The sequence below is a fragment of the Afipia massiliensis genome, assembly GCF_001006325.2.
Taxonomy (GTDB): domain Bacteria; phylum Pseudomonadota; class Alphaproteobacteria; order Rhizobiales; family Xanthobacteraceae; genus Afipia; species Afipia massiliensis_A.
This window is the reverse complement of sequence record NZ_LBIA02000001.1, coordinates 145,693-158,842: the sequence shown is the minus strand read 5'-3', so window position 1 is coordinate 158,842 and position 13,150 is coordinate 145,693. Positions and strand designations below refer to the sequence as shown.

At 62.1% G+C, this 13,150-nt stretch carries 12 protein-coding genes; 6 read left to right on the top strand and 6 right to left on the bottom strand.

What is annotated here, in order from left to right; all coding sequences use genetic code 11:
• Positions 1-58: 58 nt before the first annotated feature.
• Both YH63_RS00675 and YH63_RS00670 read right to left on the bottom strand, forming a co-directional pair.
• Positions 59-502 (bottom strand): PAS domain-containing protein, encoded by a 444-nt coding sequence (locus tag YH63_RS00675; RefSeq protein ID WP_046829274.1) that lies wholly within the window; start codon positions 500-502, stop codon positions 59-61.
• Between the two features lie 296 nt (positions 503-798).
• A complete protein-coding gene (locus YH63_RS00670) occupies positions 799-1,698 on the bottom strand; it encodes a LysR family transcriptional regulator (RefSeq protein WP_046829275.1) in 900 nt (299 codons plus the stop codon).
• Between the two features lie 322 nt (positions 1,699-2,020).
• Between YH63_RS00670 and YH63_RS00665 the strand changes: the two genes are divergently transcribed.
• Both YH63_RS00665 and YH63_RS00660 read left to right on the top strand, forming a co-directional pair.
• Complete coding sequence (locus YH63_RS00665) at positions 2,021-3,451, top strand: aldehyde dehydrogenase family protein (RefSeq protein WP_046829276.1); 1,431 nt, start codon at positions 2,021-2,023, stop codon at positions 3,449-3,451.
• 83 nt (positions 3,452-3,534) lie between these two features.
• The gene (locus YH63_RS00660) at positions 3,535-4,425 is read left to right on the top strand and encodes an NAD(P)-dependent oxidoreductase (RefSeq protein WP_046829277.1); all 891 of its coding nucleotides are present in this window, start codon (positions 3,535-3,537) and stop codon (positions 4,423-4,425) included.
• Positions 4,426-4,432: 7 nt separating this feature from the next.
• Here YH63_RS00660 and YH63_RS00655 read toward each other — a convergent pair whose 3' ends face one another.
• Entirely contained in the window at positions 4,433-7,267 is a 2,835-nt protein-coding gene (locus tag YH63_RS00655) for a bifunctional transaldolase/phosoglucose isomerase (RefSeq protein WP_046829278.1), read from the bottom strand.
• A 292-nt stretch (positions 7,268-7,559) separates the two neighbouring features.
• Between YH63_RS00655 and YH63_RS00650 the strand changes: the two genes are divergently transcribed.
• On the top strand, positions 7,560-8,609 hold the full coding sequence (locus YH63_RS00650; protein ID WP_046829279.1) for a YeeE/YedE family protein: 1,050 nt from the start codon (positions 7,560-7,562) through the stop codon (positions 8,607-8,609).
• Positions 8,610-8,724: 115 nt separating this feature from the next.
• Entirely contained in the window at positions 8,725-9,195 is a 471-nt protein-coding gene (locus YH63_RS00645; protein WP_046829280.1) for a DsrE family protein, read from the top strand.
• Between the two features lie 64 nt (positions 9,196-9,259).
• Here YH63_RS00645 and YH63_RS00640 read toward each other — a convergent pair whose 3' ends face one another.
• From YH63_RS00640 to YH63_RS00630, 3 genes are all read right to left on the bottom strand, one after another.
• Complete coding sequence (locus tag YH63_RS00640; RefSeq protein WP_046829281.1) at positions 9,260-10,369, bottom strand: YeeE/YedE family protein; 1,110 nt, start codon at positions 10,367-10,369, stop codon at positions 9,260-9,262.
• 71 nt (positions 10,370-10,440) lie between these two features.
• Complete coding sequence (locus YH63_RS00635) at positions 10,441-10,818, bottom strand: ArsR/SmtB family transcription factor (RefSeq protein ID WP_046829282.1); 378 nt, start codon at positions 10,816-10,818, stop codon at positions 10,441-10,443.
• Between the two features lie 31 nt (positions 10,819-10,849).
• A complete protein-coding gene (locus tag YH63_RS00630) occupies positions 10,850-11,305 on the bottom strand; it encodes a thioredoxin family protein (protein WP_046829283.1) in 456 nt (151 codons plus the stop codon).
• Here YH63_RS00630 and YH63_RS00625 point away from each other — a divergent pair.
• Both YH63_RS00625 and YH63_RS00620 read left to right on the top strand, forming a co-directional pair.
• Positions 11,292-12,035 (top strand): cytochrome c biogenesis CcdA family protein, encoded by a 744-nt coding sequence (locus tag YH63_RS00625; protein ID WP_170978640.1) that lies wholly within the window; start codon positions 11,292-11,294, stop codon positions 12,033-12,035. The two genes, YH63_RS00630 and YH63_RS00625, sit on opposite strands and share 14 nt — an antisense overlap.
• 20 nt (positions 12,036-12,055) lie before the next feature.
• Positions 12,056-12,643: a SoxW family protein gene (locus YH63_RS00620; protein ID WP_046829284.1), complete on the top strand. Its 588-nt coding sequence runs from the start codon at positions 12,056-12,058 to the stop codon at positions 12,641-12,643.
• Positions 12,644-13,150: the final 507 nt, after the last annotated feature.

Below are 13,150 nucleotides of genomic sequence, written 5' to 3'. Positions count from 1 at the left end.
TTCGTTCCGAACGGTGTCAAATCAGATCAGGTTTTCAGAAATGGACGGCGGAGACGGTTCACGTGCTGGAGGTGGACCGTCGAAGCTCCGCAACCTCGCGCCTCAACGCGAGTTTCTCCGTGAAATTCTTGGTCACGTCGCGCAGCACAGCGACCGTTCCATCAGGCAGACCGCGTTCGTCGCGCAACATGACAATCGTGAACTCGACGGAGATGCGCTGGCCGCTCTTGGTCAGCGCTGGAACCGACAGCAGATCCCCTTCGCCATAACGGCTTTCACCGGTTGCCATCGTGTTCCGATATCCGGCCCAATGGCGTGCCCTGAGATTCTCGGGAATGATGAAGTCGAGCGGTTGTCCCATCGCCTCGTCGGACGAGAAGCCGAAAATTCGCACGGCACCGGGATTCCAGAAAGTAACGAGGCCGTCACGGTCGGTTGCGATGATGGCATCTGACGCTGATGCCAGCAGCGCATCGGCAAGACCGGCTGAAACTGCGGTCATGTTCTTTCGTCTCGCCGGGCATCGGCAGCCGCGGATGGCGCAGAAGACGCCAGTTTGCTGAGAGATTTTTCGGAAGACTGCTCCATGTCGGCGTCGCGAGGCCAGCATGGGGAGGCCGTACTTTTCCGGATCATGCTGGCGAGGACAGTTTCTTGTCCGGATGGCGTTCGATACATCGTTCCTCCGTTACTGATTGTGTGCATCTGTTATCCTCGCCCCGAAGGAGTGGTTGGCAAGTGATAAATATTGGCCGGTTGTATCGAAGAACCGGATACATCGGCGCCGCATCGTGAAAGCTACCGCTTCGCCCGGGTTACGTACTTGACCGGTTTTACCGCAGTCTTGCTTTTTGTCGCTGAGCTGGCCAGCCGATGCATGATGTCGATCGCGCTCGCGATCACCTCGCGTTCGCTATCGACGGGATAGACCACATACGCAGGCACGGAAAATTCAGGTGCACCTGCGACAAGATGCAACCGTTTCGCGGCGATGTGGGGGAGGACGATCCGCATCGGGAAATAGCCGGATCCTCCGCTCTTCATGACGTGTTGCAGTCCCAGCCAGCCGATGTTTGCCGTGAGCGATGGTCCGCCGAAGTTTGGGAAGCAGGCGCTGTGCCGCGCGTAAAATTCCGGACCCCAATCCACGTAAACATATCCAGCCTGCGGCTCGGGCGCGTTCCTGGCGCTGGTTGAGACCATCACAAGGCGCTCGTCGAACAGCTGTTCAACCTTCAGGCCGGGACGGCTTTGCGGCGTGTACATCACGCCGATATCGATCCGGCCCTCGATCAGTCCCTGCATGATTTCGGGTTCGAGGCTGCTTTCGGCCCGAATGGAGACTGTGGGTGTCGCCTTTTGCATGAGCGGTAGCCAATGCAGCAGGAATTCTTCCCACAGCCCGATGCGGCCGCCGATCACCAGCGCTCCGCTGAAGCCCTCGGGGAGGCCGATATCGTGCCGCGCCTGAGCGACTGTCCTGACCAGTGCGGTCGCGTGTCTCTGAAACTGACGACCGGCCGGCGTCAACGTGGTGCCAGCCTTGTTGCGCACGAACATGACGCAGCCAAGCAGATTCTCGAGCGTGTGGATTCGGGTGCTGACGGTTGACTGGCTCACATGGAGCCGTTCAGCAGCGTTGATGAAGTTGCCCGCCTCGACGACGGTCAGAAACGTTCTCGCCAACTCGGTATCCATCGACCGTCCCTCATATCGGAGAAGTCGATATTAACCCGATATGCTATGCTATTGTCAAAATGATTGCGGTGGTTCAAAAGGCGCTTGTGGCTGGCGATGCTGCAGCATTCCGCCGCACGAAACCTCGAAACTCAAAGGAGAACGCATGCCTCGCATGCGCTGCGACCGCACGTCATGAGAAACGACCGGGAATGGTCTTTCGCTTCAGCGGCAAGAGCGGTACGATCCGGGTATGCCGGCGAGGGCCGGTCTGCTAATTCACCGATCGCACGATCGATTCCATCAATATCTACGCACGAACGCGGCCAGTAAAGGAAACGTCATGACCAATCGTATGCAGTTCTATATCGACGGTAGCTGGGTGGATCCGGCCATCAAAAAGTCGATTCCGGTGGTCAATCCGGCGACGGAAGAAGCGATCTATGAAATCGCGGTTGGATCGAAAGCCGACGTCGACAAGGCGGTCGCCGCCGCGCGCCGCGCCTTCGAGACCTTCTCGCAGACCAGCCGCGAAGAGCGCGTTGCGCTGCTCGAAAAGATCATCGCGGTCTACAAGACCCGGATGAAGGATATCGGTGCCGCCGTGTCCGATGAAATGGGCGCACCGCTGCCGATGGCAGAGAAGATGCAGGCAGGTGCCGGTCTCGGCCATCTTTCCTCGACGCTTCAGGTTCTCAAGGATTACCAGTTCGAAGAACCGATCGGCTCGGCGGTCGTTGTGCGCGAGCCCGTCGGCGTCATCGGCATGATCACGCCATGGAACTGGCCGCTCAACCAGATCGCCTGCAAGGTTGCGCCCGCGATCGCGGCCGGCTGCACCATGGTCCTGAAGCCATCGGAATACACGCCGTCGTCGGCGCTGATCTTCGCGGAAATCCTGCATGAAGCGGGCGTGCCGAAGGGTGTCTTCAACCTGATCAACGGCCTCGGCCCCGATGTCGGCGTTGCCATGAGCGAACATCCCGGGATCGACATGATCTCGTTCACCGGTTCGACCCGCGCCGGTATCGACGTTGCGAAGCGCGCCGCCAACACCGTGAAGCGCGTCAGCCAGGAACTGGGCGGCAAGTCGCCGAACATCATTCTTGATGACGCAGACTTCACCAAGGCCGTGACCGGCGGCGTGGCGCACATGTTCAACAACTCCGGCCAGTCCTGCAACGCGCCGTCGCGCATGATCGTGCCGCAGGCGAAGATCAAGGAGATCGCGGCGATCGCCAAGGCCGTCGCCGACAAGACCAAGGCGGGCGACCCGCGCGCTGAGGGCACCACGATCGGTCCGGTGGTCAACCGCACGCAGTGGGACAAGATCCAGAGCCTGATCCAGAAGGGCATCGACGAGGGCGCGACGCTGGTCGCCGGCGGCGTCGGCCTTCCTGAGGGAGTCAACAAGGGCTTCTACGTTCGTCCGACCATATTCTCGGATGTCACCAGCAACATGACGATTGCCAACGAGGAAATCTTCGGGCCGGTTCTGGTCATCATGGGCGCCAAGGACGAAGCCGAGGCTGTAAAAATCGGCAACGATACGCCATACGGGCTTGCGGGCTATGTTTCGGCGGGCACCGTCGAGCGCGCACGCAAGGTTGGCCGTCAGCTTCGTGCCGGCAACATCAACCTGAATGGTGTGCCGAACGAGCGTACCGCGCCATTTGGCGGCTACAAGCAGTCGGGCAACGGCCGCGAGTGGGGCAAGTTCGGCCTCGAGGAGTATCTCGAAGCCAAGGCGATCGCAGGCTTCAACGCAGCTTGAGATTGTTCGATATGATTTTGCCGGCGCGGGGTTCCTCGCGCCGGCATATTTTATTCTAAGACCAACACGGATCGATAAGCACCATGGCGACACCCGATACTGTTGTGTTCATAGGTCTAGGGCAAATGGGTCTGCCCATGGCGAAGCGCTGCATCGCCGCAGGTTACAAGGTTCGCGGTGCGGACCCGTCAGCGCCCGCGCGCGACGCGCTTGCTGCTGCGGGCGGAGAGGTGTTCGCGAGCGGACGCGACGCCGCAAAAGATGCGTCGATGTTGATCACCATGCTGCCGGACAGCAGGATCGTGCGCGAGGCTGTACTCGGCGAGCAGGGCGTGGCCGATGTTCTTGCGAAGAACGCATTGATCATCGACATGAGTTCATCGGTGCCGGTCGATACGCAATCGCTCGGCAAGGATCTCGCCGCGCGCGGGATCGCGCTGATCGACGCGCCGGTCTCCGGTGGCGTCAAGCGCGCCATCGACGGCAGCTTGTCGATCATGGCCGGCGGCGATGCCGCGCTGGTGGAACGCGCGAAGCCGGTGCTGCAAGCCATGGCGAAGTCGGTCTTCGCCACCGGACCGCTTGGCTCAGGCCATGCGATGAAGGCGCTGAACAACTATGTTTCCGCGGCCGGGCTTGTTGCCGCCTGCGAAGCGTTGCTGGTGGGTCGTCGTTTCGGCCTGCAGCCGGAGACTGTCATCGACGTACTCAACGCCTCGACCGGCAAGAACAACTCCACCGACGTCAAGATGAAGCAGTTCGTGATCTCGGAGACCTTCGCGTCAGGCTTCTCTTTGGCCCTGATGGCCAAGGATCTGCGCATCGCCGCCGATCTGTCGAAACTCGTCGGGCTCGATTCGTCGAACGCGGAAACGATCGCGTCGCTCTGGGAGAACGCCAAGGCCGCGCTCGACAAGAATGCCGATCACACCGACATCTATCGCTTCATCGCGTCGGCCGTTGAGGATCGGTAACAGCCGCCTATTTCAAGGCGCCCTGAACAGCTGCTCCGATGATCGCGAGTCCCTTCGCCACATCGCCGGTGATGTGAAGCCGCAGCGCCCGCCTGCCGCGTTCCGTCAGCACGTCGAAATCGCCGCGTGACTGCGCCGCTTCGATGACGCCGAAACTGGTCTTCTGGCCGGGGACATCCAGATCGGCGGCGTTGTCTGCCGTGATCTGCAGAAACACACCATTGTTCGGCCCGCCTTTGTAAGCCTGTCCGGTGGAGTGCAGGAAGCGCGGCCCGAAGCCGACACAGGTGGCGACATGTTTGCTGTCGCGGATCGCCATGCGGATAGCTTGTATCGCGGCGATGTTGGCTTCGCTGCGGTCGAGATAGGCGAGGGTGGCCACATAATCATTCGCCTTGATGCGAGCGAGATGAGCCTTGAGCCATGACACGAGATCGCTGCCGGCGCCGGACTTGCGCAATGCGTCGGCGTTCGCCGTATCTGTATAGATCGCAATCGTTCGGTCGGCTGCAACAGCGGTTTCGGTCGGCAGCGCGCCGGATATTTCGAACGCGGATGTCAGCTCGCGCGTCTTGATTTTCGCGGCCTCGACGTCGGGCTGGTCGAAGGGATTGATGCCCATGACCGCGCCTGCGACGGCGGTCGCGATCTCGAAGCGGAAGAATTCCTGTCCGATGTGTGCGGGGCTAGTCACGGTAATGCGAACGACCGGATGGCCTGCGGCCTCCAGCGCTGCAAGTGCGGTGTCGCGCGCGTTGTCGCTATCGTCCTTCAGTCGCAGGTCGATAAACACGCGGTCCGCGCCGTAAACCTCGGGCTTGCCGAGAGGCTCGCCCTCCAGCGGGATCAGCGCCTTGCCATTCTTGCCTGTAGATTCGGCGATCAACTGCTCGGCCCACGCGCCGAAGTCTGCGATGCGCTTCGATCCCGTCAGGGTGAGCTTGTCGCGGCCATGCTTCGCGGCAGCACCCAGTGCCAGCCCGAGCTGCACGCCCGGATTTTCCGCAGGCGGCACATCCGGACCGCAGGAGCGCACCATCGCAGCAGCAAGCCCGAGGAATTCGGCCACATCAATTCCAGCTGCAGCCGCCGGCACGAGGCCGAACGGCGACAGCACCGAGTAACGGCCGCCGATGGTCGGCTCGCCGTGGAAAATCTGTGCGAAGCCGCGCGCGGTTGCGACTTTTTCAAGCGACGAGCCGGGGTCGGTCACCGCGATAAAGCGTTCAGCGGCCTTTGCGCCGGCGCGTATGAAGAAATACTCCATCAACGCATTGGGCTCGGTGGTGCCGCCGGATTTGCTCGACACGATGAACAGCGTCCTGTCGAGATTGATCGCGGCTTCGGTCCGCCGCACTTGCGCTGGATCGGTCGAATCCACAATGCGCAGCTTCGGAAAGCCGTCGATCTGGCCGTAAGTTTCGGCAAGCACTTCCGGTCCGAGACTCGAGCCGCCCATGCCGAGCACGACAACATCGCTGAAGTTCTTGCTCTTCACCCATCCGGAGAACGCGACATAGCGAGCCGAGTCGCTCTGCTCGCGGGCGACGACGTCGAGCCATCCGAGCCACTTGCTCTCATCAGCGCCGGTCCAGACCGACGAATCGCGCTGCCACAACGCGCGGATAGTCCCATCCGCACGCCAGCGCTCCGACAAAGTCCTGGCGTCCTTCTCGATCTCCGTCGTCAGCTTGATGGTCTGCGCATTGATACGCGAACCGAGAATTGCAGCACGCTTTTGCGCGACGGCGCCAAGCAGCTTGTCGAAGGCCTCTGCGAATAGCTTTACGCCGTCGTCGACCAGCGCCTCGGTGATCGCGTCGAGCGAGATGCCGCTTTTCGCGAGGCCGGCAAGCACGTGCTCCGCGTCTGCAATGTTTTCTTCGAGACTGTCACGTGGCTTGCCGTGATCGCGGAAGGCATCGAGGGTCGCGGGCGGTACAGTGTTGACCGTGTCGCGGCCGATCAGTTCCTCGACATACAGCACGTCGCTGTAGGCCTTGTTCTTGGTGCCGGTGGAGGCCCACAGCAGGCGCTGGACCTGTGCGCCTTTTGCGGCGAGTTTCTTCCAGCGTTCGCTTCCGATCACCTTCAGGTAATGCTGATACGCCAGCTTTGCGTTGGCGATGGCGACCTTTCCCTTGAGGGCTTCAAGCTTTGCCTTCTCATCGCCGCTCGCGGCGGCGATCTTGCCGTCGAGCTGAGTGTCGACGGCGGTATCGATGCGGCTGACGAAGAAGCTGGCCACGCTGGCGATGCGCTTCGGGTCGCCGCCGCCGGCGATGAAGGTTTCAAGGCCGGAGATATAGGCTTCAAGAACTTCGGCGTACATCTTCTGCGAGAACAGCAGCGTGACATTGATACTGATGCCCTGCGAAATCAGCGCGCGGATCGCGGGTACGCCCTCGCGTGTTCCCGGCACCTTCACCATCAGGTTGGCGCGGCCGACATCTTTCCAGAGCCGCTGCGCCTCGGCGATGGTGCCTTCGGTGTCGCGCGCGAGATAAGGCGAGACTTCGAGGCTGACATAGCCGTCGGTTCCCTTCAGTTCGTCATAGACCGAATGCAGCGCGTCTGCTGCGCGCTGAATGTCTTCCACGGCGAGGGCTTCATAAAGATCGGCCACCGGCCGGTCGCGCTCTTTCAAAAGTGCGGAGACAGCTCCGTCATACTCATCGCTGCCGCCAATCGCCTTCTCGAAGATCGAGGGATTGGACGTGACGCCGCGCACCCCGTCGCTGTCGACCAGCGCCTTGAGTTCGCCATTGGCGATGAAACCGCGTGCAAGGAAATCGAGCCAGATGGCCTGGCCATAAGTCGTGAGAGCTTTAACTGGGTTCATACCGTCTCTGGGGGAATTGGCGGGGGCGGGAAGGGGTGCGTTTGATCTCATGCGGCCAGAATAGACCGCCTATGGGGCAGGATTATAGAGAGTGCCGCCGGCAGCGCGATTTTTTGCTGAACCATGGGAGAAGGATTTCCGCCTGGCGCCTCTCAGAATAGCAGGACTCTCTCCATTTTTCGCTGCGTGGGCAAGAATATCCTTAGTTTTTCAACGATATGGACCCTTTGCAAGCGGGCGAATAGATATTTGTTCTCCAGACGTTATCGATTGTGGTCAAGGAAACTCCGTCATGCCCGGTATCCCGGTTTCTGCTGGTTTCGCGATTGGTCTCGCGTTCGGCGTCGTCGGTCTTCTCAGCGGCTTCTGCCTGATGAGCAGCCTTCGCGACTGGTGGACCGCCAATGACGGCCGCAAGGTCCGCAGTTACGCGCTGGCGCTGGCCGTCGCGATTCTGGGAACGCAGTTCATCGCGGGCGCAGGCCTCGTCGATATCGCCAAGTCGATCTACCTGCAGCCGTCATTCTCCGCCCCGCTGATTTTCGCCGGTGGCTTGCTGTTCGGCTTCGGCATGGTTCTTTCCAACGGCTGCGCCTCGCGCGCTCTGGTGCTGCTCGGCAAGGGCAACCTTCGTTCGCTGGTCGTGATCGCCATCATCGGCATCGCCGCGCAGATGACCCTGAAGGGCCTGATCGCGCCTGCGCGTCTCGGCGTTCTCCAGGCGACGCAGACCACGCCGGCCGCCGTTTCCGCGCCGGGACTGCTCGCCAGCATGGGCATTGACGAGTTCGTAGCCCGCATCGCCGTGACGCTGATCGCGAGCGGCGCGCTGCTGATCTTCGCATTCTCCGACCGCCAGTTCCGCCGTGCTTACGGCCAGATCGCGGCCGGCCTCGCTGTTGGCCTTCTGGTCACTGCCGGCTGGCTCACCACCGGCTGGCTCGGCGCCGATGATTTCAACCCGATTCCGGTGACGTCGCTCTCCTTCGTCTCGCCGATCGCGGATTCGTTGCAGTATACGATGCTCTCCACCGGCCTGACGCTGAGCTTTGGCATCGCGCTCGTGGCCGGTGTGCTCTCCGGCAGCCTTGTGACGGCGGTTGTGACCGGACGTTTCAAGCTCGAGGGTTACACCTCGCCGAACCACATGGTGCGCTCGATTTCCGGCGCGGCGTTGATGGGCATTGGCGGCGCGATGGCGTACGGCTGCTCGATCGGGCAGGGACTGACCGGCTTGTCCACGCTGGGCATGCCGTCGTTCATCGCGGTCGCCGGAATTCTCGCGGGTGCGGCGTTCGGCATTCGCGGATCGGTTATCATTCCGGCGCTGGCGACGCGCTAACGGCAATATCCCGGTTCCCGGAGCGTTCACCAGAACGTTTGCGACGACACCTTGTCGTCCTGAAAGTGCTCCTGCATTCTCCCGCCGCGTTGTCGGCCGGGAGGGGCAAGCCACTATGAACCGCCGTGAACTGTTTTACTCAGCCGCTCTTGCTGCGTTGACCTCGGCCGTTTCGTGTCCGGCTGGCGCGCAAACGAAGGCTGGGCCCAAGCCGCCTGAGGACAAGCCGTTCGCGGAACACTTCATCGCGTTGCAACTGTCCGACTCCGATCCGAAGAAGCAGCGGCTTGTGCTTAGCGTCGCGAGCAACCTCCAGAAGGCCTACGGGCAGGACAAGATCGCCATCGAGGTGGTGGCTTTCGGACCCGGTATCGATCTGTTGCGCGACACGAGCGAGAATCGGCAACTGGTGGACAGTCTGATCACGCAGGGCGTGCGTTTCGATGTCTGCGGCAACACGCTCGACACCATCGAGCACGAGACCGGGCAGCGGCCGAAGATCAATCCGCATGCCATCGAGGTTCAGGTCGGCGTCGGGCAACTGCTGACCTTGAGCGAGAGCGGCTACACCGTCATTCGTCCCTGAATGGCATGATCCCGAAAAGTGGATACCGGTTTTCGGAAAAGATCATGCCCGCTCAAAAGACCGCCTATTCCGCAGGACCGCCTTTGCCGAGCAGGCTGGCCCAGCGGCGCTGAATGATGTCGCGCGGCGAACCATCGACCAGAATGGCGATGCCAAGCCGCGCGCCGATAATCATGCCGCCAACGGCGAGCGGTGCGGACAGCGCCAGCATCGATCCGGCGGTCAGGCCCTGACCGATGGTGCAACCGCCGGCGAGAATGCCGCCGATGCCCATCAGCACGCCGCCGCCGAGGTGACGCCGCATCTCGTGATCGTCGTCGAACGCTTCCCAGCGCAATTCCGCCGCGCGCCATGCGGCGAGCCACGATCCGGCGATGACGCCGAACACGCTGGCGACACCGAAGTCCGCGAAATTAGTCACGTTCAGCAGGCCCGCGTACAGCGCCTTGCCGACGGTGGAGACGAAGGTCAGGCTTTGCGGACGTGACGGGCCAGCGAACTCATCCACGACTGACACCGTGACGATCCAGCCGGCGACGATGAGGACGCCGAGCGCGATTCCCGCTGATAGAAGACGCGGCGCGCGCCTGAGCCGCGGGTCGCGGAGTGCCAGCCAGCACAGTCCGGCCCCTGCGATGGCCGCAATGATGATCCGCGTATCGATGCCCAGAAATTGCGAGGACAGCGATGCGATCTCGGCGCGTGTGCCGTTCGGCATCGGAAGCGACAGGGATTCCAGAAAGTCGATCCGGAATCCGGCAAAGATTCCGCGCAAAGTCGCATAGGCCGCGCCGCCCAGCACCAGCACCACGACGAGACTGCGCAGGTCGCCGGTGCCGAGCCGCACCAGCGAGCCGAAGCCGCAGGTGCCGACCATCGCCATGCCGATGCCGAACATCACGCTGCCGATGGCGATCGCAACCAGCGGCAACGCAGACGGCGTGTAGGTCACCAATGCGGGATCGAGGACGCCGCCGAGGATCAGGGCCTGCGTTCCGAGAATGGCGATGCCGAGCGCCAGCCCGAACACGCGCAGCCGCCGGCTGTCGCCGCCCATCAGCGCATCCTCGATGGCGCCGAATGTGCACAGCCGCGCATGGCGCACAGCGAAGCCCGCAGTCGCGCCGATGGCGAAGCCGCCCAAAGCTTGCATCCAGGCAGACATATTCTGCATGGCGTTTCTCCCGGATCGGCGCGACGTCAGCCTTGCGGGCTGCGTTGCGTCCGCCTGCCGTTGCGGCAGGATTATTTCTTGTCTGCGGCGTCCACCGGCGCGCAGAAAATATCGTAGACCACCGAGATCACCCGACGGACATCGTCATTGGCGAGGCTGTAGTAGATGGTCTTGCCGTCGCGTCGCGTATCGACCATGCCGTCGTAACGCAATCGCGCGAGTTGCTGCGACACGGCGGACTGGCGCAGCGACAGGATGTTCTCAAGCTCGGTGACCGACCGTTCGCGCTCTGCAAGAAGACACAGCAGCAGCAGCCGGTTCTCGTGCGAGAGGGCTTTGAGAAAGTTGCTGGCCTTGCGCGCCTTGCGCATCAACTGGTCGAGTTCGGGCGAATACTCCGCGCCGTCGCGAAGTTCGGTTTCCAGTTCGGATGAAAGGATCGATGTCATTGGCTTTATCTTTTCAAACGGTGAAACGTCGTCAGATTCGACTGGGTTCGCGCGGCGAGGGACGCAGCTTCGCGGCGAGCGCGTCGAGCAGTCCCCAGAATGCATTGTCATTGCTGTAACCGGTGATGCGCCCGATCTCGCGGCCGTTTTCAGCGACCACGAATGTAGGCGTGTAGCGCACCGGCGCGGTGAGAACGATCCCGCTGGCTTTCTGATCCCGGATATCGATGCGCCGGAGCGGCATCGCCTTGGCTTCATCGGTCCGCTCATAGAGCGCGCCGACGTCGCGGTCCCAGCGCTGGCAATAGATGCAGCCGGCCTGCTCGAACATGACGAGTTCGGCGGCCTGCGTCATGACCGGCCACAGCATGCTTGTTGAAAGCGCAGCCGCGGCGACGGTTTTTGCGAGCGTTTGTCCAGACATGTGATACATATACACGAATTCGCATGTATCTGCCAGAGCCGGAAAATCCGTGGTTTCTTCCATTTCCTTGATCGGCGCGCTGGGGGCGGGGCTGCTGTCGTTCCTCTCGCCCTGTGTTTTGCCGCTGGTGCCGCCGTATCTGTGCTTTTTGGCGGGCATCAGCCTCGATGATCTGACCAAGGATGACGCCGCGCCCGGTTGGCGACCGAACTGGCGCGTGGTGGCGCTGTCTTTCGCCTTCGTGCTCGGCTTCGCCACCGTGTTCGTCGCGCTCGGCGCGTCGGCCTCGGCGCTCGGCAAGACCATCACCGCGTATTTCGACACGCTCGCCATCATCGCCGGCGTGATCATCATCATTCTCGGCCTGCATTTCCTTGGTGTGTTCAGGATCGGGCTCTTGTTTCGCGAGGCGCGGTTTCAAACCGCCTCGAAGCCCGCGGGATTTCTCGGCGCTTATGTCGTCGGCCTCGCTTTCGCATTCGGCTGGACGCCGTGCGTCGGACCGGTGCTGGCTGCGATCCTTGTGGTTGCTGGTGTCGAGGGATCGGCAACGCGCGGCGCGTCGCTGCTCGGGGCCTATGCGCTCGGGATCGGCATTCCGTTTATGCTGGCGTCGCTGTTCTCCGCGCCGTTCATGCGGCTGATGGCGCGGCTGCGCGGCCATATGGGCACTATCGAAAAGGTGATCGGCGGCGCTCTTGTGCTGACGGGGGTGCTGTTTTTGACTGGCGGCATGCCGCGCATCGCCGGTTGGCTCTTGGAAACATTTCCGGCGTTCGGATCGGTCGGCTGACGCGGACGAGGGAGGTCTTCTTGCCCAACAACAAAAAACTCTTGACCCGGCGGCACGCCATCGCGGCACTCGGCATCGGCGCCTTGAGCCTGCGCGCTGCGCCGGCCTTCGCGAAGGCAAAGCTCGGCGACGACGGCATCTATCACATGGACTGGTATCTCGACAGCTTCCTTGATGTGTCCGAGGATCTCGCCGGCGCGACCGCGAAAGGCAAACGCTTCGCGATCATGTGGGGCCTGAAAGGTTGCCCGGCCTGCAAGCGGATGCACGAGGTGCATATGCTGGACCCGAAGATCGAAAGCTACGTCCGCGACAATTTCGAGATCCTCCATCTCAACCATATCGGTTCACGCGAAGTGACCGACTTCGACGGACGCAAGCGCGGCGAGAAGGCGTTCGCCGAGGCTTACGGCGTTCGCTTCACGCCGACGATCCAGTTCTTTCCCGAGACCGCGACGGGCCTTGCGGCGAAGAGCGGACAGGCGCGGGAAGTCGCGCGCCTGCCGGGACTGCTGGAGCCAAACGAATTTCTCGCGATGTTCCGTTATGTCCGCGAGAAGGGTTATGAGTCCGCGCCGTTCCCGGAGTGGCTCAAGCGGCAGGCGTGAGCTTTCTTTTCCCTCCCCCTTGTGGGGAGGGTGGCGCGTTGTGAGCGCAGCGAACGACGGGCCGGGTGGGGGTGATCACCGCGTTTCGCTTTGCCCCACCCCGGCCTCCGCTTCGCTCGGCCGACCCTCCCCACGGAGGGGGAGGGAGATAACGAGCATCGCGCACTCCATCCAGATTCAATTTTCAAACAGCCGCGCGTGATTGCTCTCGCACATGAATGCGCGAGGTGAGCTTTTGGTTCCGCCCCTGAAACCGAGGGGCATGGAGCGCCGCGAGGCGCACCTTGTATCGTTTCGCTTCCGGCATCGCTTGCGAGGCGATGAACTCCGGAAGCGCATCGCCTTGCGGCGCTCCGCAGACAAGTTTACGCAGTCTGCGCAAGCTTGACTGCTATTTGGCGGCGATTTTTGGCGAGGGGACCGTACTTCCGGGTGAGGACGGACGCTTTCACGTCCCGATCCGGCCGGCTTTCGCCGCCTTCGTCCTCACCGACGTCCAGCCGCGAA